The 21,474-nt window shown below is 70.9% G+C and carries 19 protein-coding genes; 9 read left to right on the top strand and 10 right to left on the bottom strand.

Annotated features, from left to right (window positions below; genetic code table 11):
• The first annotated feature begins 125 nt into the window (after window positions 1–125).
• The 4 genes from ACVGV2_RS17770 to ACVGV2_RS17755 all read left to right on the top strand — a co-directional run bounded on the left by ACVGV2_RS17770 (window position 126) and on the right by ACVGV2_RS17755 (window position 5,830).
• Window positions 126–2,690: a bifunctional FO biosynthesis protein CofGH gene (locus tag ACVGV2_RS17770; protein WP_459163484.1), complete on the top strand. Its 2,565-nt coding sequence runs from the start codon at window positions 126–128 to the stop codon at window positions 2,688–2,690.
• Between the two features lie 720 nt (window positions 2,691–3,410).
• A complete protein-coding gene (locus ACVGV2_RS17765; RefSeq protein ID WP_459163483.1) occupies window positions 3,411–3,662 on the top strand; it encodes a hypothetical protein in 252 nt (83 codons plus the stop codon).
• A gap of 104 nt (window positions 3,663–3,766) precedes the next feature.
• Entirely contained in the window at window positions 3,767–4,753 is a 987-nt protein-coding gene (trpS, locus tag ACVGV2_RS17760; RefSeq protein WP_459166045.1) for a tryptophan--tRNA ligase, read from the top strand.
• A 60-nt stretch (window positions 4,754–4,813) separates the two neighbouring features.
• The gene (locus ACVGV2_RS17755) at window positions 4,814–5,830 is read left to right on the top strand and encodes a YhjD/YihY/BrkB family envelope integrity protein (protein ID WP_459163482.1); all 1,017 of its coding nucleotides are present in this window, start codon (window positions 4,814–4,816) and stop codon (window positions 5,828–5,830) included.
• 234 nt (window positions 5,831–6,064) lie between these two features.
• Here ACVGV2_RS17755 and ACVGV2_RS17750 read toward each other — a convergent pair whose 3' ends face one another.
• Window positions 6,065–7,318, bottom strand: coding sequence for a D-alanyl-D-alanine carboxypeptidase family protein (locus tag ACVGV2_RS17750; RefSeq protein WP_459163481.1), 1,254 nt, complete (start codon window positions 7,316–7,318; stop codon window positions 6,065–6,067).
• Between the two features lie 131 nt (window positions 7,319–7,449).
• On the opposite strand from ACVGV2_RS17750, the gene ACVGV2_RS17745 reads away from it, so the two are divergent.
• On the top strand, window positions 7,450–7,725 hold the full coding sequence (locus tag ACVGV2_RS17745) for an SCO4848 family membrane protein (RefSeq protein WP_459163480.1): 276 nt from the start codon (window positions 7,450–7,452) through the stop codon (window positions 7,723–7,725).
• 162 nt (window positions 7,726–7,887) lie between these two features.
• On the opposite strand, the gene ACVGV2_RS17740 is transcribed toward ACVGV2_RS17745, so the two are convergent.
• Genes ACVGV2_RS17740 through sdhC form a run of 4 tightly spaced genes read right to left on the bottom strand, consistent with a single transcriptional unit; the run spans window position 7,888 to window position 11,387 of the window.
• Window positions 7,888–8,676: a succinate dehydrogenase iron-sulfur subunit gene (locus ACVGV2_RS17740; RefSeq protein WP_459163479.1), complete on the bottom strand. Its 789-nt coding sequence runs from the start codon at window positions 8,674–8,676 to the stop codon at window positions 7,888–7,890.
• On the bottom strand, window positions 8,676–10,466 hold the full coding sequence (sdhA, locus tag ACVGV2_RS17735; RefSeq protein ID WP_459163478.1) for a succinate dehydrogenase flavoprotein subunit: 1,791 nt from the start codon (window positions 10,464–10,466) through the stop codon (window positions 8,676–8,678). Before sdhA ends, ACVGV2_RS17740 begins: the two co-directional genes overlap by 1 nt.
• Before the next feature lie 60 nt (window positions 10,467–10,526).
• A complete protein-coding gene (gene sdhD, locus ACVGV2_RS17730; RefSeq protein ID WP_459163477.1) occupies window positions 10,527–10,946 on the bottom strand; it encodes a succinate dehydrogenase, hydrophobic membrane anchor protein in 420 nt (139 codons plus the stop codon).
• Between the two features lie 3 nt (window positions 10,947–10,949).
• Window positions 10,950–11,387: a succinate dehydrogenase, cytochrome b556 subunit gene (gene sdhC, locus ACVGV2_RS17725; RefSeq protein ID WP_459163476.1), complete on the bottom strand. Its 438-nt coding sequence runs from the start codon at window positions 11,385–11,387 to the stop codon at window positions 10,950–10,952.
• A 464-nt stretch (window positions 11,388–11,851) separates the two neighbouring features.
• Between sdhC and ACVGV2_RS17720 the strand changes: the two genes are divergently transcribed.
• From ACVGV2_RS17720 to ACVGV2_RS17710, 3 genes are all read left to right on the top strand, one after another.
• Window positions 11,852–13,162 carry a thymidine phosphorylase gene (locus tag ACVGV2_RS17720; RefSeq protein ID WP_459163475.1) on the top strand — a complete coding sequence of 437 codons (1,311 nt, stop codon included), beginning with the start codon at window positions 11,852–11,854 and terminating at the stop codon, window positions 13,160–13,162.
• Window positions 13,159–13,332 (top strand): hypothetical protein, encoded by a 174-nt coding sequence (locus tag ACVGV2_RS17715; RefSeq protein WP_459163474.1) that lies wholly within the window; start codon window positions 13,159–13,161, stop codon window positions 13,330–13,332. The genes ACVGV2_RS17720 and ACVGV2_RS17715 overlap by 4 nt, the downstream gene beginning before the upstream one ends.
• Before the next feature lie 574 nt (window positions 13,333–13,906).
• Complete coding sequence (locus tag ACVGV2_RS17710) at window positions 13,907–14,218, top strand: hypothetical protein (RefSeq protein ID WP_459163473.1); 312 nt, start codon at window positions 13,907–13,909, stop codon at window positions 14,216–14,218.
• A 129-nt stretch (window positions 14,219–14,347) separates the two neighbouring features.
• Here the strand turns inward: ACVGV2_RS17710 and ACVGV2_RS17705 are convergent, their stop codons facing one another.
• Window positions 14,348–15,547 (bottom strand): hypothetical protein, encoded by a 1,200-nt coding sequence (locus ACVGV2_RS17705; protein ID WP_459163472.1) that lies wholly within the window; start codon window positions 15,545–15,547, stop codon window positions 14,348–14,350.
• A 544-nt stretch (window positions 15,548–16,091) separates the two neighbouring features.
• Complete coding sequence (locus ACVGV2_RS17700; protein WP_459163471.1) at window positions 16,092–17,318, bottom strand: primosomal protein; 1,227 nt, start codon at window positions 17,316–17,318, stop codon at window positions 16,092–16,094.
• A 249-nt stretch (window positions 17,319–17,567) separates the two neighbouring features.
• Here ACVGV2_RS17700 and ACVGV2_RS17695 point away from each other — a divergent pair, with 249 nt between their 5' ends.
• Window positions 17,568–18,143, top strand: coding sequence for an SMI1/KNR4 family protein (locus ACVGV2_RS17695; protein ID WP_459163470.1), 576 nt, complete (start codon window positions 17,568–17,570; stop codon window positions 18,141–18,143).
• Between the two features lie 97 nt (window positions 18,144–18,240).
• Here ACVGV2_RS17695 and ACVGV2_RS17690 read toward each other — a convergent pair whose 3' ends face one another.
• Genes ACVGV2_RS17690 through deoC form a run of 3 tightly spaced genes read right to left on the bottom strand, consistent with a single transcriptional unit; the run spans window position 18,241 to window position 21,463 of the window.
• Window positions 18,241–19,113, bottom strand: coding sequence for an aldehyde dehydrogenase family protein (locus ACVGV2_RS17690; protein ID WP_459163469.1), 873 nt, complete (start codon window positions 19,111–19,113; stop codon window positions 18,241–18,243).
• Window positions 19,106–20,500, bottom strand: coding sequence for an aldehyde dehydrogenase family protein (locus ACVGV2_RS17685; RefSeq protein ID WP_459163468.1), 1,395 nt, complete (start codon window positions 20,498–20,500; stop codon window positions 19,106–19,108). Before ACVGV2_RS17685 ends, ACVGV2_RS17690 begins: the two co-directional genes overlap by 8 nt.
• The gene (gene deoC / locus ACVGV2_RS17680; protein WP_459163467.1) at window positions 20,501–21,463 is read right to left on the bottom strand and encodes a deoxyribose-phosphate aldolase; all 963 of its coding nucleotides are present in this window, start codon (window positions 21,461–21,463) and stop codon (window positions 20,501–20,503) included.
• Window positions 21,464–21,474: the final 11 nt, after the last annotated feature.

Here is a 21,474-nt window from a genome sequence, read left to right as displayed (position 1 = left end):
CACACCGGTGACCAGCGCAAGTGCGAGGGCTGTCGACCCGCACGTGGGTACCGCTCTTCGAACGAGCCCCGGGGCACTTTTCAGGTAATGCCCGCGGGGCCGCTCAGCCGCATACAGTCGGCGCCATGTCAGCACACGAACAAGCCCCGGAGGACCCGGCTCCCACCGCCTCGGCGATGCGCCGCGCACTGCGACGGGCCACCGACGGGGCCACGCTCGACAGCACCGAAGCAGCGACGCTGATGCACGCGCGCGGTGACGACCTGGAGACGTTGCTCGGCGCGGCCTCCCGTGCGCGGGACGCGCACCTGCTCGCCGAAGACCGCGCCGGGATCGTCACCTACAGCCGCAAAGTGTTCATCCCGCTGACCAAGCTGTGCCGCGACCGGTGCCACTACTGCACGTTCGTCACCGTTCCGGGCAAAGTGGACGCTCCATACCTGGAACGCGAAGAAGTCGTGGAGATCGCCCGCCAGGGTGCGCGGCAGGGCTGCAAGGAAGCCCTGTTCACCCTGGGCGACCGGCCCGAGGACCGGTGGCAGGAGGCCGCCGACTGGCTCGAGGCGCGCGGCTACTCCTCCACAGTGGACTACCTGCGCTCGTGCGCGATCGCCGTGCTCGAGGAAACCGGCCTGCTGCCGCACCTCAACCCCGGTGTGCTCAGCTGGTCGGAACTGACGCGGCTGAAACCCGTGGCCCCCAGCATGGGCATGATGCTGGAGACCACGGCCGAACGGTTGTTCAGCGAGAAGGGCGGGCCGCACTACGGCAGCCCGGACAAGGAACCCCGGGTGCGGCTGCGCACCCTCACCGACGCCGGACGCGTGGCCGTGCCCTTCACCAGCGGCATCCTGCTCGGCATCGGCGAGAACACCACCGAACGGGCCGAGTCCCTGCACGCCCTGCGCAGCAGCGCCCGCCAGTACGGGCACCTGCAGGAGATCATCGTGCAGAACTTCCGGGCCAAACCGGACACCGCGATGCGCGGCATGCCCGATGCCGACCTGCACGAGCTCGCCGCCACGATCGCCGTGGCGCGGCTGCTCATGCCCTCGGGCGTGAGCGTGCAGGCACCGCCGAACCTGGTGGGCGCCGAACAGCAACTGATGCTGCGCGCCGGCATCGACGACTGGGGCGGTGTCTCACCGGTGACGCCCGACCACGTGAATCCGGAGCGGCCCTGGCCGGAGATCGACGACCTGCGTGCCGAGACCGCGCGCGGCGGCTACGAGCTGCGCGAACGCCTCACCGCCTACCCCCGCTACGTGCGGCAGGGACTGGCCGGGGACAGCACGCAGTGGCTGGACCTGCGCGTGGCCGCGCACGTCGACGCCCTCGCGGGGGAGGACGGACTGGCCGAGGCGGACGCGGAGGTCACCGGCCGCGAATGGCAGGAACCGGACGGCGGGTTCGAGTCCATCGGCCGCACCGACCTGCACACCGCCATCGACACGGTCGGCCGCAGCGAGGACAAGCGCAGCGACTTCGACACCGTCTACGGCGACTGGGACGAGCTGCGGGCGCAGGTGCCGACCGCGCGGACGCCGGAGCGCCTCGACACCGACGTGCGGGCCGCGCTGGAGCGCGCCGAGTCGGATCCGGCCAGCCTGCTGGAGCACGAGCACGCCGATGCGGCCATGGCCCTGATGACCTGCGACGGTCCGGCGCTCGACGCGCTGGCGGGCATCGCCGACCGGCTGCGCGCGGACACGGCGGGCGAGGACGTGACCTACGTGGTCAACCGCAACATCAACTTCTCGAACATCTGCTACGTGGGCTGCCGGTTCTGCGCCTTCGCGCAGCGCGAGCGCGACGCCGACGGCTACCGCCTCGCGCCGGAGGACGTGGCCGACCGCGCCGAGGAGGCCTGGCGGCTCGGCGCGACCGAGGTGTGCATGCAGGGCGGCATCGACCCCCGGTTGCCGGTCAGCGCCTACGCCGACCTCGTGCGCGCGGTCAAACAGCGGGTTCCCGACGTGCACGTGCACGCGTTCAGCCCGATGGAGGTGGTCAGCGCCGCGTCCAAGGCCGGGGTGAGCATCGCGGAGTGGCTCTCCGAACTCGCCGGGGCCGGGCTGGACAGCATCCCGGGCACCGCCGCTGAGATCCTCGATGACGACGTGCGCTGGGTGCTGACCAAGGGCAAACTGCCGGCGGCCGAGTGGATCGACGTGGTCAGCACCGCCCACCGGCTGGGCATCCCGTCCTCGTCGACGATGATGTACGGCCACGTGGATCACCCGGAGCACTGGCTCGGGCACTTCCGCACGTTGGCGCGGGTGCAGGACACCGCCGCCGAGCACGGCGAGGCGGGCTTCACCGAGTTCGTGCCGCTGCCGTTCGTGCACCGCAACGCGCCGATCTACCTGGCGGGCATCGCGCGGCCCGGCCCGAGCGCGCGGGACAACCGCGCGGTGCACGCCATGGCGCGGGTGCTGCTGCACGGCCGCGTGCCGAACGTGCAGTGCTCCTGGGTCAAGCTCGGCGACGAGGGCACGCTGCAGGTGCTGCGGGGCGGTGCCAACGACCTCGGCGGCACGCTCATGGAGGAGACGATCAGCCGGATGGCCGGCTCGGAGCACGGTTCGCAGCGCACCATCGAGCAGCTGCACGAGCTGGCCGGGCGCATCGACCGTCCGGCGCGGCAGCGCGGGACGACGTACCAGCCGATCGCCACCGCGACGTCCTGAACCGGCCGAGGTCGGCGGACGCGCCGATCCGGTGGCCGGTTCGGTGGTGGTCCGTCCCGGGCGTCCGGGGTCGGTGTCCGCCTGCTCCGGGGCGCCCGTCCCGGGCGTCCCGGGGTCCGGTGGTGTCCGGTCCGAGCGCCGGGCCGAGATCAGCACCGTGCCGAGATCAGTGCCGTGCCGGGATCAGTGCCGTGCCGGGATCAGTGCCGTGCCGGGATCAGTGCCGTGCAGGGGATCGGGGTGCTCTGCGCGTGAGCTCGTGCGGTGCACCCCGCTCCCCGAGCAGTGCTCGGTTTGCGTCGCTGCCGGTCGCTCCTGCCGGGGGCAGCCGACGGCTCGCCGTTTCGACGCTCGTCACCGCGAGCGCTCGACGAGACCGCAGAAGTCTTTGCAACGACACGCGGTGATTCGGGTGAACAGTCCTGGAACATTCGTCGAACGGGGAGTGGTCGTGGTGCTGCGACGCGTTGGCCGTGCCGCCGGTCGAACGGTGCGAGCGCTGCGGTGACCAGCTGCTGGGGCGACCCCCGCAGCCCCTGGTGGAGGCGGCTGCCGGGATCAATATCATCACTGCCTTGTGATGACCTCACCGTGAGGATCTCGCTGTGGTGACCTCGCCAGTGGGTCATTTTCCTAACCCGAAAGAGTGTCCTTCGGGTTCTGGTAGACACGACCCGTGTGCGAAGACCCTGTGCGAAGACTCGTCGAGGAGGCGTGCTCGTGCGTAGCCGAATCGCTCGTCGGAGCATCCGGCTGTCCGTGGTGAGCGCCGGTGTGGCGAGTGCGTCCGTGGCCACCGCCGCCACGGCTGCCGCCGCCCCCGTCCACGCGGCGCTGGCACAGCAACCCGGTCCGCTGGAGTCGCTGAGCACCCCGGTCGGCCTGGGTGCCGTCGGGCTGGGCGTCGCCGGCATGGTCGCCGGCGTCTTCCGCAAGAAGAAGGTCCACCCGGAGAACCAGCGCAAGCAGTGATGCGGGCCGAACCCGGTGCCGCCGCCGCAGCCGGCCTTGCGAGAATCGCCCCCGTGAGCAGCGTCAGTTCAGTTCCGGCCGAGCGAGCCGGCGCCCGGCCCCGGGTGTTCTCCGGCATCCAGCCCACCGCCGACTCCTTCCACCTCGGCAACTACCTCGGTGCCCTGCGGGAATGGATCCGGATGCAGGAGCAGTACGACGCGTTCTACTGCGTCGTCGACCTGCACGCGATCACGGTGCCGCAGGACCCCGCGGAACTGCGCGAGCGCACCCGGCGCTCCGCCGCGCAGCTGCTCGCGCTCGGCATCGACCCGGAGCGCTGCACGCTGTTCGTGCAGAGCCAGGTGCCGGAGCACACGCAGCTGAGCTGGGTGCTGGAATGCCTCACCGGCTTCGGCGAGGCCGGCCGGATGACCCAGTTCAAGGACAAGTCGGCGCGCCAGGGCGAGGACCACGTCGGCGTCGGTCTGTTCACCTACCCGGCGCTCATGGCGGCCGACATCCTGCTCTACCAGACCGACGCCGTGCCGGTCGGCGAGGACCAGCGCCAACACCTGGAACTCACCCGGACCCTGGCGCAGCGGTTCAACTCCCGGTTCGGTGAGGCGCTCACCGTGCCGCAGGCGCACATCCCCTGCGACACCGCGCGCGTCTACGACCTGCAGGACCCCACCTCGAAGATGAGCAAGTCCGTCCCGGGCGGGCTCGTCGAGCTGCTCGAAGACCCCAAGCGGCTGTCGAAGAAGATCCGTTCCGCGGTCACCGATAACGAACGCGAGATCCGCTACGACCCGGAGGCCAAGCCGGGCGTGAGCAACCTGCTGGCCATCCACTCCGCGCTGAGCGGGCGCAGCATCGCCGATCTCGAATCGGCCTACGAGGGCAGCGGCTACGGCGACCTGAAGAAGGACCTCGGCGCGGTCGTGGCCGACTTCGTCACCCCGTTCCAGCAGAAGGTGCACGGCTACCTCGACGACCCCGCGGAGCTGGACAAAGTCCTCAACAGGGGTGCGGAACGAGCCCGCGAAGTCGCCACGCGCACCCTCGGCCCCGTCTTCGAACGGGTGGGTCTGCTCGTGTCGAGCAGCTGAACTGATCATCCCGCGGTACTCTGCCTCGGCGAGGATGCCGCCGTGGAGGAGGGTGCTGCCGTGGCGACGAAGGAGGGCCAGCAGGACAGGCCGAGCCGGCTGACCGTCTGGCGCACGCGGTACCCGCGGCTCGACCGTCTGGTCACATCCTGGAACCGGTACCAGGAGCAGTACGGCGACTACTACGCCGCTGCGTTGACGTACTTCAGCGTGCTCGCGCTCGTGCCGCTGCTGATGATCGTCTTCGCCGCGGCCGGGTTCGTGCTGCGCGGCAATCCCGAGCTGCTGAGCCAGCTGCGGGAATCGATCGCCACGGCCGTGCCCGACCCGGCCATCCGGACCATGCTCGAACGGGTCGTCGACGAGGCGGTGCAACGAGCCGGCGCCGTCGGACTGATCGGTCTGCTCGCCGCGCTGTACTCCGGACTCGGCTGGATGACCAACCTGCGCGCGGCGCTGACCGCGCAGTGGACCCAGAGCCCGGTGCAGCTGTCCTTCCTCACCCGGATCGGCGTGGACCTGCTCGCGCTGGTCGGGCTCGGCCTGGCGCTGGGCATCAGCTTCGGCATCAGCGCGCTCGGCGGGCTCAGCGGTCAACTGTTCACCCTGCTCGGCATCGGTGGCACGGCTGCCGCGAGCGTCGGGGCGTGGATCCTGACGCTGCTCGTGTCCGTCGCGGCGAGCTGGCTGGTCTTCCTCTGGGTGCTGACCCGGTTGCCGCGGAAACCGGTGACCCTGCGCAGCGCCGTGTGGGGCGCCCTGTTCGCCGCGATCGGGTTCGAGATCCTCAAGCAGGTCGGCGTGTACTACCTGGGCAGGGTCACCGAATCGCCCGCGGGCGCCGCGTTCGGCCCGATCCTCGGGCTGCTCGTCTTCGCCAACCTCACCTCGCGGTTCGTCCTGTTCGTGACCGCGTGGACCGCCAGCGCGCGGGAGAACCAGGCGCTGCTGCCGCCCGAACCGCCAGGACCGACCGTGATCCGCCCGGTGGTGTCCGAACGCGCGGGATCGCGACTGGCTGCCGGCGCGTTCGGCCTCGGCGTGCTGGCGGGTTTCCTCGCGCGGCGGCGGCGCTGAGGTAGGCACTCGTTCCGGATGCGGAGCGCCCGCTGGAGGGCGGGCAGCGGGACCTCTGGGCGCTGGCGCGCCGGAACAGCTCAGTTGTGCTCGCCCGCAGCCGCCGCGACCGGCCTCTCGCCGCCGACAGGAGCACTGCTGACGGGAGCTACTGCCGCCAGGAGCACCGCCGACGGGAGTACCGCCGACGGGAGTACCGCCGACGGGAGCACTGCCGACGGGCGTTGATGCGCATCACTCGCGATGGGCTCGACGCGCGCGGCGGTGGCGCACCGCGAGCACGGCGGCGATGACGGCGGCCACCGCGGCGGCGAGCCCCACCGGCCAGGCCCAGGACTGCACACCCGGGGAAGCCGTGTCGCCCGCCGACGGGGCCGCGGCGGCACGATCGCCCTCGCCCGGGCCGCGCCCGTCCGTCGCGGTGGGGCTCGGTGTCGGGGTGACCAGCCTGCCCACAGGTTCGGCGGCGGACATGCCGTAGCCGTAGTCCAGCAGCCGCTCACCCTGCGTGGACAGCCGCACCGGGGTCTGTTCGCCGTGCATGAGCACGGTGACCAGCCGTCGTCCGCCCTGCTCGGCCGCGCCGATGAACGTGTGCCGCGCGTCGTTGGTGAAACCGGTCTTGCCGCCGATCCCGCCGGGGTAGTTCAGCAGCACCTGGTTGTTGCTCCGCACCTCCAGCGGCGGCTGGTCGGGCGGACCGGGTATCTCGGTGCGCTCCGTGCCGACGATGCGCGCGAAGTCCGGTTCCTCCATCGCCTCCCGGTACACCAGTGCCAAGTCGTAGGCGGAGGTGCTCATCCCCGGACCGTCGAGCCCGGACGGCGTGGCCACGCGCGTGTCCCGCGCGCCCAGGTGCTGGGCCAGCCGGGTCATCTTCTCCGCAGCGACGTCCGGGCCGCCGAGCAACCGCCCCAGCAGGTGCGCAGCGTCGTTGCCGGACTGCAACAGCAGCCCGGCGAGCACGTCCTCCACGGTGTAGGACACGCCCGGTTCCAACCCGACGCGGCTGCCCTCCATGTTCGCGTCCTCTTGCGTGGCCACGACCTGCCGCGACAGGTCCAGCTCCCGCACCGCCAGCAGCGCGGTCAGCACCTTGATCGTGGAGGCCGGGCGGTGCCGCGCGTGCGGGTCGTGCGCGGCGAGCACTTCACCGCTGTCCAGATCGGCGAGGACCCAGCTCGCCGCGGTCACCTCTTCCGGAGGTGCCGGGACGCCTGCGGGCAGCACGGAGCCGCACTCGCCGAGGCGCTCGCCACCGACGGGCTGTTCGGGCACGGGCAGCGGGGAGGGCTCCGGCTGCCCGGGCGGCGGCACTTCCGAGCTGTCCACCGGCGGTGGTGGGGCGGCGGCGGGGCACGGCGCTTCCTGCGCGGCCGCCGCGGTGCCGCCGAACACGAGTGCGGTGGCCAGCGCGGCTGCGCCGAGCGTGCGCAGGGCCGGCCGCGATGGACGGGCAGTGAGCTGGTCACGCGTGGAAGCAGGCACGGAGCGAAGCCTAGACGGACGTCCGCGGCCCTCGCCGACTCGACCGGAAATCGCCACCCGAAACGGCGCGGAGTTCCACGCGTGCGCCCCACGGCCGTTCATCCCGGTGGCGGGCGGGACACTGGGGGGGCGTGAAACTCTCTCGTGGTGCAGCGCTGTTCCTGCTCGCGTTCGGGGTGTGGAGCTACCTGCTGTGGCCCACCTTCATCCGCAACATCTGGGCGAGCGACCGTTCGTGGGACCTCGCCGGGGCGCCCACGTCCTACCTGATCGTGCACCTGGTGATCGGAGGTGTCTCGCTGGTGCTGGGCACGATCATCGGCGTGCTCGGCTGGCGCGGGCTGCGCGCCGCCCGCGCGGCACGGCACGCCGCCGCGGGCGGGAGCACCTCGAGCCCGTCGGATTGAAACCGCCACGCCGGGCGGACAACGCGCCCACCGGTGGGGACATTTCTCGAGAAAAGTCGGGAACTTTTCTCGAGAAAAGTCCTTCACCTCACTCGCGCAGGTGAAACGTGAACGAGCCCGGTGGGTGCGGAAGGCAGCTCCGACCGCGGCGGCGGCAACGCCTCAGCGGCGGAACATCAGCGCCCGCTTGACCTCCTGGATGGCCTTGGTGACCTGGATGCCGCGCGGGCACGCGTCCGTGCAGTTGAACGTGGTGCGGCAGCGCCACACGCCGTCCATGTCGTTGAGGATGTCGAGGCGTTCCTCGGCGGCCTCGTCCCGGCTGTCGAAGATGAACCGGTGCGCGTTGACGATCGACGCGGGACCGAAGTACTGGTTGTCCGACCAGTACACCGGGCAGGACGAGGTGCACGCGGCGCAGAGGATGCACTTGGTGGTGTCGTCGAAGCGCTCCCGCTCGGCCACCGACTGGATGCGCTCGTGCGTCGGGTCGTTGCCCGAAGTCACCAGGTACGGCTTGATGGCCTTGTACGACTCGAAGAACGGCTCCATGTCGACCACGAGGTCCTTCTCCACCGGAAGGCCCTTGATCGGCTCCACCGTCAGGGTGGTCTCGCCCTTCTTGGCGAACATGTCGCGCATGAGGACCTTGCAGGCCAGCCGGTTGTGGCCGTTGATCCGCACGGCGTCGGAGCCGCACACACCGTGCGCGCAGGACCGCCGGAAGGTCAGCGTCCCGTCCAAGTACCACTTGATGTAGTGCAGCAGGTTCAGCACCCGGTCCGTCGGCAGCGCGGGGACGCGGAAGGTGTCCCAGCGCATGTCCTCGTCGACCTCGGGGTTGTACCGCTCGATCTTGACGGTGACGATGGTCGCGCCCTCGGGCACCGGCGGCGCGTCCTCCGGCAGGTCCACGGTGCCGTTGCTGGCGGTAGTGGTGGCTGCTGTCATCAGTACTTACGCTCCATTGGCTGGTACCGGGTCATGACGACGGGCTTGTAGTCCAACTGCAGGTCGGACTGGAAACCGGTCAACCCGAGCGGGGCGTTCGGGTCCTCCTGCTCGGGCAGCAGCTTGTACTGCATGCTGTGCCGCATGAAGTTCACGTCGTCCCGGTCGGGGTAGTCCTCGCGCGCGTGCCCACCGCGCGATTCCTTGCGGGCGATCGCGGCGTTGACCAGCGACTCGGCGAGATCGAGCAGGAAGCCGAGCTCGACCGCCTCGAGCAGGTCGGAGTTGTACCGGTAGCCCTTGTCGTGCACCGAGACGCGGCCGTAGCGCTCCTTGAGCGCCTGCACGTCGCGCAGCGCCGTCTTCAGCGTCTCCTCGGTGCGGTAGACCGACGCGTTGGCGTCCATGGTCTGCTGCAGCTCGGTGCGGATGTTGGCGACGCGTTCGCCGCCGTGGGCGGTCCGCAGGTGGTTGACCATGCCCTCGACGAGCTGGGCGGGGTTCTCCGGGAGCTCCGCGTGCTCGCGCTCGAGGGCGTGCTGGGCGGCGGCGATGCCGGAGCGGCGGCCGAACACGTTGATGTCCAGCAGCGAGTTGGTGCCCAACCGGTTCGACCCGTGCACGGACACGCAGGCGCATTCGCCGGCCGCGTACAGGCCGGGCACCGTGTTCTCGTTGTCGCGCAGCACTTCGCCCTCGATGTTCGTGGGGATGCCGCCCATGGCGTAGTGCGCCGTCGGGTAGACCGGCACGAGCTCCGTGGTCGGCTCCACGCCGAGGTAGGTGCGGGAGAACTCCATGATGTCCGGGAGCTTCTCCTCGAGCAGGTCCTCGCCGAGGTGCGTCACGTCGAGGTAGACGTAGTCCTTCTCCGGACCGGCCCCGCGGCCTTCCAGGACCTCCAGCGCCATGGCCCGCGCCACGATGTCGCGCGGCGCGAGGTCCTTGATGGTCGGGGCGTAGCGCTCCATGAACCGCTCGCCGTCGACGTTGCGGAGGATTCCGCCCTCACCCCGCACGCCTTCGGTGATCAGGATGCCCAGGCCGGCCAGTCCGGTCGGGTGGAACTGGTAGAACTCCATGTCCTCCAGCGGCAGCCCCTTGCGGTAGATGATGCCCATCCCGTCACCGGTGAGGGTGTGCGCGTTGGAGGTGGTCTTGAAGACCTTGCCGAAACCGCCGGTGGCGAACACGACGGACTTGGCCTTGAACACGTGGATCTCGCCGGTGGCGAGATCGTAGGCGATGGCGCCGGAGGCCACCTGGTTGCCGTCCGCGTCCTCGCTGAGGTTGATGTCGAGGACGTAGTACTCGTTGAAGAACTCGACACCGTGCTTGACGCAGTTCTGGTACAGCGTCTGCAGGATCATGTGGCCGGTGCGGTCGGCCGCGTAGCAGGACCGGCGCACCGGGGACTTGCCGTGGTCGCGCGTGTGCCCGCCGAAGCGGCGCTGGTCGATGCGCCCTTCCGGGGTGCGGTTGAACGGCAGGCCCATCTTCTCCAGGTCGAGCACCGAGTCGATGGCTTCCTTCGCCATGACCTCGGCGGCGTCCTGGTCGACCAGGTAGTCACCGCCCTTGATGGTGTCGAAGGTGTGCCATTCCCAGTTGTCCTCTTCGACGTTGGCCAGGGCCGCGCACATCCCGCCCTGGGCCGCGCCGGTGTGCGAGCGGGTGGGGTAGATCTTGGTCAGCACGGCGGTGCGCGCGCGCTGGCCCGACTCGATCGCGGCGCGCATGCCGGCGCCGCCGGCGCCGACGATGACCACGTCGTAGGTGTGGAATTGCATGATCGTCTCCTCGGGCTGGTGGCGGTGCCGCCGAGGCGGCCGCCACGCTGCGGTTCGCGGTCAGCCGATGTTCGGGTCGAAGGTGAAGATCACGTAGGTGCCCAGGACCACGATCAACAGCACTGCCGCGTTGAGCAGGGTCTGCAGCCAGAAACGGGTTCCGTCCTTGCGAGCGTAGTCGTTGATGACGGTACGCAAACCGTTTCCGCCGTGCAGAGCCGCAAGCCACAGCATGACCAGGTCCCAGACCTGCCAGAACGGGGAGGCCCAGCGGCCGGCGACGAAGGCGAAGTTGATCCGCTGCACGCCTCCGTCCAGGAACAGCATGATCAGCAGGTGCCCCAGCACGAGGAACAGCAGTACGACGCCGGACATCCGCATGAACAACCAGCTGTAGAGCTCGAAGTTGCTGCGGCGGGCGGCGCGCCGGTGCGGCGAGCGCGGCTTGTCGACGGACATCGGTGCATCGGTGACGCTCATCGTTCACAGCCCCCCGAGGAATTCCGTGACGGCCCGGCTCAGCAGGTTGATCGCCGCCGGGATGATCAGCACCAGCCACAGCACCAGCACCGTCCACAGCATGGGGCGCTGGTACTTCGCCCCCTTGGCCCAGAAGTCGACCAGCATGACCCGGATGCCGTTGAACGCGTGGAAGAGCACGGCGGCGAGCAACCCGAGCTCGAACAGGATCATGAGCGGGTGCTTGTAGGTTTCGATGACCGTGTCGTAGGCGTTCGGCGACATGCGCACCAGTGCGGTGTCCAGCACGTGCACGAACAGGAAGAAGAATGTGAGCACGCCCGTGATGCGGTGCGCGACCCACGACCACATACCCGGATCGCCGCGGTAGAACGTCCCCTTGGCGCGCGGCCTGGAGACCGCGCGCGGAGGCGCTCCCGCGGAGGCGGTGGTGCTGGCCATGGTGGTAGGCCCTCCAACCTCGCTGGTGGACGAACGGCCCAGTTCGGTCACGGCGTGGTCCGGATGGTCCGGGCCGCGTTCGCCCACGGCGAGTGCGGCTGTCTGCTCGTCACCGGCCACGGAACTGAAGCCTTGACTTTCTGGAATGCTAGTCCCACGACATGTTCCCGGCCTACTCGCCTGTGCCGTCTGTGATCGACCAGACAAAGCCCGCGGGCGGGTGGATCGGTTCGGAAAACCGATTCGGCTCCCGGGAAACCGCTGTGCTGGTGCGTCAAGATATCGACCGGAGAGGCATCTCACCAATTCGCCGGGGATTGGGTTTCGCGGGCGTGTCGGCCGCCACAACCGCGCAATTCGGCAAGGATTGCCTTACCTAAAAGACTTGCACCACTCGATCGGGGTGTATCGAATCGGCCCTCGCGCCCTCTTTATTGGGTGAGCGCAAAGAGGAGGTCGGGATCGTGCAACAGCGAGACACCGCAGCGCGCGCCGAGCAGTTCACCGCCGTCGATGTCGTCCGGGCGAAACGCGACGGGGAAGAGCTCGACGACGCGCGCATCGCATGGATGCTCCGCGAATACCTCGACGGCCGGGTCACCGAGGGGCAGATGGCCGCGCTGCTGATGGCCGTGGTGTTCCGCGGCATGACAGAGCGCGAGACGGCGAGCTGGACCGCGGCGATGCTCGGCTCGGGGCGGCGACTGGACTGGAGCGATCTGGACGTCGCCACTGTGGACAAGCACTCCACGGGCGGAGTGGGGGACACCACCACGCTGGTGCTCACCCCGCTGCTGGCCGCGTGCGGCGTGGCCGTGCCGCAGCTCTCCGGCCGCGGGCTCGGTGGCACCGGCGGCACGCTGGACAAGCTCGAGGCGATCCCGGGCTGGTGCGCGGAGCTGTGCACCGCGGGCGTTCGCGCGCGGATGGCCGATCCGGGAGCGGTCGTGTGCGCGGCGAGCGAGCAGCTGGCGCCCGCAGATCGCGCGCTCTACGCCCTGCGCGACGTCACCGGCACCGTGGAGTCGGTGCCGCTCATCGCGAGCTCGATCATGAGCAAGAAGCTCGCCGCGGGCACCGGTGCGCTCGTGCTCGACGTGAAATGCGGCTCCGGTGCGTTCATGCGCGACCGGGAGCAGGCCACCGCGCTGGCCCGCGCGGCGATTGCCCTCGGCCGGGAGAACGGGCTGCCCACGAGCGCGCTCATCACCGACATGTCGCGGCCACTGGGCACCGATGTCGGCAACGCCCTGGAGGTCGCCGAAGCCGTGCGGACGCTGCGCGGGCAGGGATCGCACGATCTCGTCGAACTCACCCTCGCCCTCGCTCGGGAACTGCTCGCGCACGCCGGAATCACCGATGTGGACCCGGAACGCGTGCTGGCGGGTGGCCAGGCCTACGAGCGTTGGCAACGCCTCGTCCGCGCGCAGGGCGGCGATCCCGCGGCCCCGCTGCCGCAGGCCGAGCACGTCGAGGCGGTCACCGCGCCGTGCGCGGGAACGCTCGCGCGTCTGGACGCGGCCGCTGTGGGCGAGGCCGCCTGGCGGCTCGGCGCGGGCCGGGCGCGGCAGGGCGACGCCGTCGATCACGCCGCCGGTGTGCGGTGCCTGGTGAAACCCGGCGAGGCAGTGCAGGAGGGCCAGCCGGTGTGCGAGCTGCACACGAACCGTCCGTCGACCCTGCCCGCGGCGCGCCGGCACGTCTCCGAGGGGATCGACGTCACCGCGGCGGCGGTGGCGCCGGGCCCGCTGATCCTCGCCCGGGAACCGACGTGAGGGCGGACGACCGCGGCCGGTCGGGTGCTCGCGAAGCCCCGACCGGCTGGCGCGAGCAGCAGCAGGAGCTCCGCCACTGGCTGCGGCGCGCGCCCGGCTGCAGCAGCACACCAGGGGACCACCTCGGCAGCGAGGCAGTACTCACCGGCCGGGAAAACACCGACCGGTGACCACCACAGCACCGTTGCCGCTTTCCTGCCCCGAACGCAACAAGCCAACCCCGGACGGCGAATGACCGGGACGCACCGAACCCCACCGGCTGCGAACCATTCCGCCGCGTCCTGCGGGCCCACCAACATCACCGCATTGGAAGAGCGGTAGGTCGCTCCGCGGAGGAACTCGACTCCGCCGCGCTCCACGCGGCACGAAAGCAAGCAAAACACGTTGTTGCGCAACACTTTTCAGCAATTCCCCCGTTCCGCGGAAGAATCGGGTCGCACTGCGCCCGGCAGCACCCCCGCGGGCGCTCCAGCCAGCGCGGGAAGGGTCCAGCACACCGCTCTCGGCTGAGCGCAGTGGTGACGCGGCAGTCATGACAACACCAGTGGGCCGGCAACGGGCGATCGAGCCGGAAGCCCCGCACCGGTCACCCCTGTTTGGCGGGAACGAACAACAGCTCCCGTGCTGATTGTTCCTCCCGCACAACCAACCTCGGCGGGTGTGACGACAAGCTGGGAACGGACGGGTTGGTGTGCCGACTGGGGAGCCTCCCGCGTCAGCGACAACGACCGAGGAGGAAGCACAATGAGCACGAGCGAGGCGAGCGCCCGGTGGCCGGTCACCCTGACCGTCGGGTCCGGGACGCTCGCAAGCGAGATCGGCAGCATCACCCCGGACCCGGACCGGTGGCGCGGGCACCTCGCCCTGTTGCTGCGGCAGACCGCGGCGATCCTCGAAGCCCGTGAGCAGGAAACCGTCGAAGAGCACTGCCTGTGCGGGCATTCGGTGCTGGCGCACGATACCGGAGTGTGCTGGACCCGCCCGGAAAACGAAGCGCACCCGGATCCGGCGTGCGGATGCCGCTGGTACGAGCCAGCGAGCAGCACCGAAGCATGACTACGTTGCTTCCCGAATGATTCGGTCTTGTGTGAGGTGATCTCAACACGCCCACCTTGTTGAGATCACCTCGGTGCGCGCGGCATCGCGGCGGCCGCCGCCAAGTGCGGCAGGTGCGGCCGCCGCTGCTCAGGCGCTCTCGGCGACGTCGTCGCTGCTCTCCGCCGGCAGCGCCTTGTCCCCGGACTCGCGCTTGGCGCTCTTGGAACGCCCCCGCCGCTGCTGGTTGTTCTGCCGCGGCAGCGCCGTGGGAGCGGACGTGCCCTGCTGAGGCATCTGACCGCCACCGCCGAGGATGAGTTCGGCGAACGTGGCCATGGCCTCGTCCAGCTGGCCCGCGTGCCGCTGCTCGCTCTCCTCGTTGGCCTTCCGCACCAGGGAGTCCAGCGCTTCCGCATCGGGACGCGAGGAAACCGTGCCGCCGAGCTCCGTGAAGTTCTGGCTCACCGAGGTGCCGAGCTCGTCCAGTCCCGACTTGACGCCCTGCTCGGCGGTCTCGATGCGACTGTGGACGTTGCTCTCCACGGCGTCCAGCCGACCGGACACCTGGTTGAGGCGGTCGGTGAGCTGATCCAGCCGCTCCGCCAGGGAATCCAGCCGCTCGGTCGGGTCGACCGCCGGACGCTCGGCGAGCTCGTCGAGCTTGCCGGTGATTTGCTCGCGGCTACCGGAGACCGTCTCGGACAGCTCGGAAACCGTCTCGGACAGCGAGGCGCGCACGCCGTCGGTGCTTTCGGTGACCGAGCGCTGCAGCGATTCGCGCGTTCCGTCGAGGTGCTCGTGGATGCCCTCGTCGATCTCGGCGACCCGGCCGCGCAGATTCGTCTCCAGCGACTCGATGCGCTCGCGCACCGGGTCCTGCACCGCGCTCGGCAGCGACTCGAGCCGGTTGTCCTGCTTGTCCAGGTGCCCGCCCAGCTCGTCGAGCCGCTTGTGGATGTGCGCGAGCTTGTCCTCGAGCCCGTCCATGCGCCCGACCACGCCGTCCATGTTCCCGGCCATGCCGTCGAGACGTCCGTTCAGCTGCGCGAACGGAGTGGCGAGCTTGTCGACCAGGCCCTCGACCGCGGTTTTCAGTTCGGACAGGGCGTTGTCCTGGCCCTCGAGCTTGGACAGCGTCTCGTCGAGACGTTCGGCCAGCACGCTGACCTCGGTGCGGTCCGGCAGCTCGGACAGCCGCTTGCGCACCGAGCCCATGGACTCCAGCGGAGTCAGCCTCGCGTGGATCTCGTCGAGCGCGTCGAAGATCTGCTGCTGTTCGCTCTCACGGATTTCAGCCGCACGCGTCAACATGGTGCGCATGCGATCGAACGACATGTTCTCGGTCACGGCTTCCGGAGTCCTTCGTCGTGGGGAGCTGAGGACTACGGAAGCCTAGCTACTCGAAGGGGTGGTGATCAGCAGCCCCCCGGGGCAAGATCACCCGGTCGTCGCGCCGCGCGTCGCGCGGGCGAGCTGCCCGCACCGGTCACAGCACGTACAGGTGCGTCGCTTTATATGAAGAGGTTTCATTCAACGGTTCCGCGCCCTTCGGAGCGCCGGTCGACGCAGCGTGATCGCGGCTTGTGCGCACGCGAAAGCACCATGGGTGCGTGCACCGGCACCGCGGGTCACGTCGGGCGCTGCGACCGGAGATGAGCTACGCAGCGTCGCCGAGGCAGTGCGGCCCCAGCCCCGTCGGAGGGCGGAGGGGTCCGTCACGCACCGGAGTGGGGTGGCAGCGCGGGGAAACGCCACCGCCCCGCCCGAGCGCGGTCGCGGTTCTTCCCCGTGCAGGAGAATCGTGCCCGAATCGATATCGGCCCCGCCGGGACCGCGCCGGCCGAAACGTCCGGAAAGAACGAAAAGAGGTCTCCCGCCGGTGGTCGAGGGTTCAATGGCTGCGGAGCTTCTGCTCGAACCTCTCCACGAGGTCCCGCCACACGCGGACCTCGTCGTCGAACGGCGCGCTCGGCGGCAACCGGTTCGGCGTGGGCTCCAGGATGAACGACACGAGCCAGCCGAGGCGGTTCGAAGGGTTCAGCGCCTCGGACACCGCGTCGTCCCCGGTCCAGACGGCGGCGTCGAGGAGCAGCTCCTCGGCCAGCTCGAGCTGTGCGGCGTCCACTTCGGACGGCCCTGCTTCCAGGTCGGCGTCGAGGCCGTTGAGCACGTAGGTGTTCGCCGGTTCGACCTCGATCTCCAGCTCACCCGCCACGGCCTTCTCGGTGACCTGCGGCCAGGTGGACACGCGGGCGAGGTCGGTGCCGTCGACTTCCTCCTCGTGGGCGAGGAACCGGGCCAGCGCCCGCGGGGAGCGGAACACGTCGATGAGCCCGTCTCTGCCGAGGAACACCGGCTCGTCGTCGAGGTAGCAGCGCAGCGTGTAGTGCTCCGCTTCGGCCGTGACGATGCGGATCGGGTCGATGCCGATCTCGTTCCACCAGGTGGGTTCGCGCTCCTCGGCCGTCGCGTCCACATCGGACTCCGCGTCGGCGGTGGCGGTCTCCTCGGTCTCGTCCGCCGCCTCGGCGAGTTCCGCTTCGGCAGTGGCCACCGCGTCCTCGTCCACCTCCGGAGTGGTCACCACGGCGTCGACCGCGTCGAGCAGCTCGTCCCAGCGCTCCGCCACGACGCGGCGGATCTCCTCCCAGCGGCGCTGCCCGTCGCGTCCGTTGAACGCCATCGGGCCCTGCTGCAGGGCGGCGAAACCCGGGGCCGCCTCGAGCACCTCGTGCACCGCGTCCAGGTCGCACACCTCGGCCAGCGACCGGACGATCTCCACGATGCCGGCGAGTTCGCTGACGGTCCACGTGTCCAGCGGCTCGGTCAGCAGCTCCGGCACGCCCACCAGGTCGTACTGGTGGTCCTCGTCGGGATTCAGGTCGGTCGCCGACAGGTTCGGCACCACGTGCCACGCCGGGTGGTCGTTCAGGTCGTGCTCCTGCGCGGTGCGCGTGAACGCGGCCAGCCGCGCGGTGTCCGGGAAGACGTACAGATCCTCCTCGTGGCCGAGGAACGCCTCCCACTCTTCGCCGTCCTCCCGCCACTGCGGCGCCCAGAGCGTGACGACGTCGCCCTGCGGCAGCCCCAGCTCGATGGGAACGATGTCGTGAGCCATCTCTTCCACCTCCGGTCACCGAAGCAGACGTCGCGGAAGCCTACGGGGTCGATACCTGCGCGCTGCTCGCCGGGCCGAGGCTCGCCGACACCGCGCCGGCGGGCGATCCCCGCATCCGGCGTTCGGTGGATCCGTGCGCGAAGCAGCGGGACGTGCGGCCGTGGTTCGCCGCCGCTGGGCCACCCGCCGCCGGCCGGAGCTACCTTTGGCGGTACCTCGACGGGCAGCGGGCGGCGATCATGAGCGGCGATGAGCGTCACCGAACTGTGGACGAGAATTGTGCGCTGGTTAACCGACCGCGCGCCGGTGACCGGGGGCGCGCTGCGCTCCCCGCCGTCCCCACCGGTGTTCGGCCCGCTGGAAGCCGAGCTCGGCGTGGAGCTGCCCGCGCAACTGCGGGAGTGGTGGAAGTGCTGCGACGGGACCGGCGGCGACGTGCTGGCCGACGTGCTGCCGCCGTTCTACACGCCCTACGGTGCCGCGAAGGCGCTGGAATCCTGGCGGATGCACCGGGAGAAGCGCGCCGCCCCGGGAACCGGCGGTTCCTGCGCCGGTACGACGTGCACCACCGGGTTCCACCCCGCGTGGATCCCCATCGCCGGGGACGGGTTCTCCGACGAGCTGCTCGTGGACCTGCGGCCCGGGCGGCTGCACGGGTGCGTCGTGGAGTGGGAGCACGAATCCGGGCAGGTGCACCGTCCCGAGTGGTCCGGAGTGCACGGCATGCTCGCCGATGTGCACCGGGCCCTCAACGAGGGCGTGCCCGCCGGGCACGCCTACCCGACCGTCACCGAGGACGGCAGGCTCGACTGGCGGATCAGCTGATGCACATGCTGCCGTTCCGGGTGGGTTGCCGGAACAGCTGGGCGGAACCGGGGCAGCTGGGAGGATTGGGGCAGCTGGGGCGGAATTCCTGCGCGGCTCACGTGCCGACCGGGTGCCACAGGGTGGTCGTGCGCGTGTACGCGCGCAGCCGCGCCGGACCGGGGTGGGCGGTGAAGTCCGGTTCGGCCCCGACGCGCACCTGCCCGGCGGCCTCGGCCGCGACGCCCCGCAGTTGCGCGGCCAGTTCCGCCTCCGCCCCCGGAGCGTCCACGAGCGCCACGTCGTCGTGCCCCACCAGCCACGGCGCCAGCTCCGCCGGTGCACCGCTCAGCACGTTCACCAGCCCGTCCGGGACGTCCGAGGTCGCCAGCACCTCGGCCAGCGTGCTCGCCGGGACCGGGTCCGGCTCGCTCGCCAGCACCACGCACGCGTTGCCCGTCGCCAGCGCCGGGGCGAGCAGGCTGATCGCGGCCAGCAGCGGTGACGCGGCGGGGCAGACGACGCCGACCACGCCGAGCGGGCGCGGCGTGCTCACCGACAGGAACGGCCCCGCAACGGGATTGGGCGCGCCCAGCACGGTCCCGATCTTGTCCGTCCACCCCGCGTACCAGACCAGTCGGTCCACCGCCAGGTCCACGACGGCCGAGGAGTCCGAAGTGGACGGATCGGCGCCGGAGGCGTCGAGCAGGGCGGTGAACTCGGCGCGGCGGGACTCGAGCATCTCGGCCACCCGGTAGAGCACCTGCCCCCGGTTGTGCGGGCTCGTCGCCGCCCAACCGTCCGCGGCTCGCACCGCCGCGGCGACCGCGTCGCGCACGTCCTTGCGGGAAGCCCGGGCCGCGTTCGCGCGGAACACCCCGTCGGCGGAGTGCACCGGGTACACCCGGCCGGACTCGGAACGCGGGAACCGCCCACCGATCGCGAGCTTGTACGTCTTGGCCACGGTGAGTCGCTCCCGGGGATCAGACATCGAGGTAGGCCTCCAAACCGGCACGTCCACCGGTGCTGCCGGCCGCGGCGGCAGGATCGGATCGGTGAGTGGTGTTCGCCCAGGTCACCTCGCCTGGCATCTGCTCCGCGGCCCACAGGGCGCGCGAACCCTTCTCCGTCCAGACAGCGGTGCCGGCACCGGAGGCCGCACTGCCCGCCACGGCCTTCTGCGCCTCCTGGGGCGTGCGGAACGTGCGAACCGCCAGCATGGGCCCGCCCGGTGCCTCCCGCGCGACCGGCACCGTGCCATCGAGCCCGGTGCACACGGTCGGCCGGACGAACCACCCGCGTTCCGGCAGTTCCACCGCGGCCGCGTGCGCCCGCGCGCCCGCGGCCACCGCCTCGTCCACCAGCGCGGTGAACCGCACCTGCCGCCGCTCGGTCACGAGCGGGCCGACTTCGGTGTTGCGGTCCAGCGGGTCGCCGACGCGCACCACGCCCAACCGGGCCCGCAGGTGCTCGGTGAAGCTTTCCGCCAGCGGTTCCTGCACGAACACCCGGGATCCGACCGGCCCGGACTCCCCGCACCCCCGCAGCACACCGTCGACGGCCTGGTCGAGCGCCGCATCATCGAAGACCACGTGCGCGCCGGGGCCGGTCGTGTCCGCCCGCACCGGCAGCGCACCGGCCGCGCCGCGCACCGCCGCCGCGGCGGACGCCGAACCGGACAGGAACAGCTGATCCACCGCGGAACTGGCCAGCGCCGCGCCGAGCCCGGCATCACCGGGCAGCACGTTGACCACCCCCGCGGGCAGCCCGGCCTGCCGGCACACCTCGGCGAAGACCAGCGCGCTCAGCGGAGCGTGCGCCGAAGGTTTGACCACCACGGTGTTGCCGCAGGCCAACGCGGGCGCCGCCGCGCGCACCAGCGAGACCAGCGGCGCGTCGGCGGACAGCAGCTGCGCGACGACGCCCAGCGGGCGCGGCCGCGCCCCGAAACCGACGAACTCCAGCTTGTCGGCCCAACCGGCGTAGTGGAACAGCCACGCGGCCGCGCTCGGCAGATCGCCCTCCCGCGTGCGGGTCACCGGCCGCCCGGTGTCCAACGTTTCCAGCACGGCCAGTTCCCGCGCGCGTTCCTGCAGCAGCCGCGCGAGGCGGAACAGGTGCTTGGCGCGCCGCTCACCCGGCATGTCCGCCCACTCCGCGAACGCGGTGCGCGCGGCCTCGACCGCCTCGGCGGCGTCCTCGGAGGTGGCGGTGGCTACTTCGGTGAACACTTCCTCCGTGGCCGGGTTCCGCGCCGGGTGCACGGGCCCGCGGCCGTCGCGGAACTCGCCGGCGAAGAACGGCCGGTAGTGCGGGGCCGGCCCCGCCGCTGCCGCCGACTCCGGCGCCGGGGCGTACTCCCAGGGGATCTCCGTCATTCACTCCACCGCCACGTCGCTCTTCGTGCCGTAGTGCGACCGCACCCGCTCGCGTCCCGCACGGGTGCGCCGCTGCAACAGCAGATCATCCAGCAGGCTCGACGCGCCGAACCGGAACAGCTCCGGAGTGAGCCACTCCGCTCCGGCGACCTCCCGCACGGCGACCAGGTAGCGCAACGCGTCCTTCGTGCTGCGGATCCCGCCGGCCGGTTTCACCCCGCACCGGCGGCCGGTGGTCGCGTGCCAGTCGCGGACCGCCTGCAGCAGCACGTGCGTGACCGGCAGGGTGGCCGCCGGTGCGATCTTGCCGGTGGAGGTCTTCACGAAGTCCGCCCCCGCCAGCAGGGCCAGCCAGCACGCGCGGCGCACCGCGTCGTACGTGCCGAGCTCACCGGTCTCCAGGATCACCTTCAGGTGCGCGCCGCCGCAGGCCTGCTTGACCGCGCGGATCTCCTCGTGCACCCGGCCGTAGCGCCCGGCCAACAACGCCGCCCGGTCGAGCACCATGTCGACCTCGTCGGCACCGGCCTCGACCGCCTGGCGCACGTCGGCGAGCTTGACCTCCCGCGAGGCGCGGCCGGACGGGAACGCCGTGGCGACCGAGGCGACCCGCACGGGGCTTTCCCGGGTGGCGGTGACGGCCGTCTCGGCCAGGTCGGGGTAGACGCACACCGCGGCCACCGGTGGCGCCGCGGCGTACGGCTCCGGGTGCTGCGCCCGGCCGCAGAGCCGCCGCACCACCTCGGGCGTGTCGGCGCCTTCCAACGTGGTCAGGTCGAGCATGCCGATGGCCGTGTCGATGGCCCGGTCCTTGGCCTCGTCCTTGAGCGCACGACCGGCGAGCTCGTCCGCGCGCTGGTGCAGCCCCACCGCGTCGACGGCGGGCAGGCCGTGCAGGAAACGGTGCAGGGCGGATTCGCTCGCCGCGACCTCGGGCAGCGGTTCGTCCGGGGCGTGGGCCATGCAGCGGAGTC

The sequence above is a fragment of the Bounagaea algeriensis genome (genome assembly GCF_054491375.1).
The sequence above is the reverse complement of the archived record's forward strand: the minus strand, read 5'-3'. Positions and strand labels throughout refer to the sequence as shown.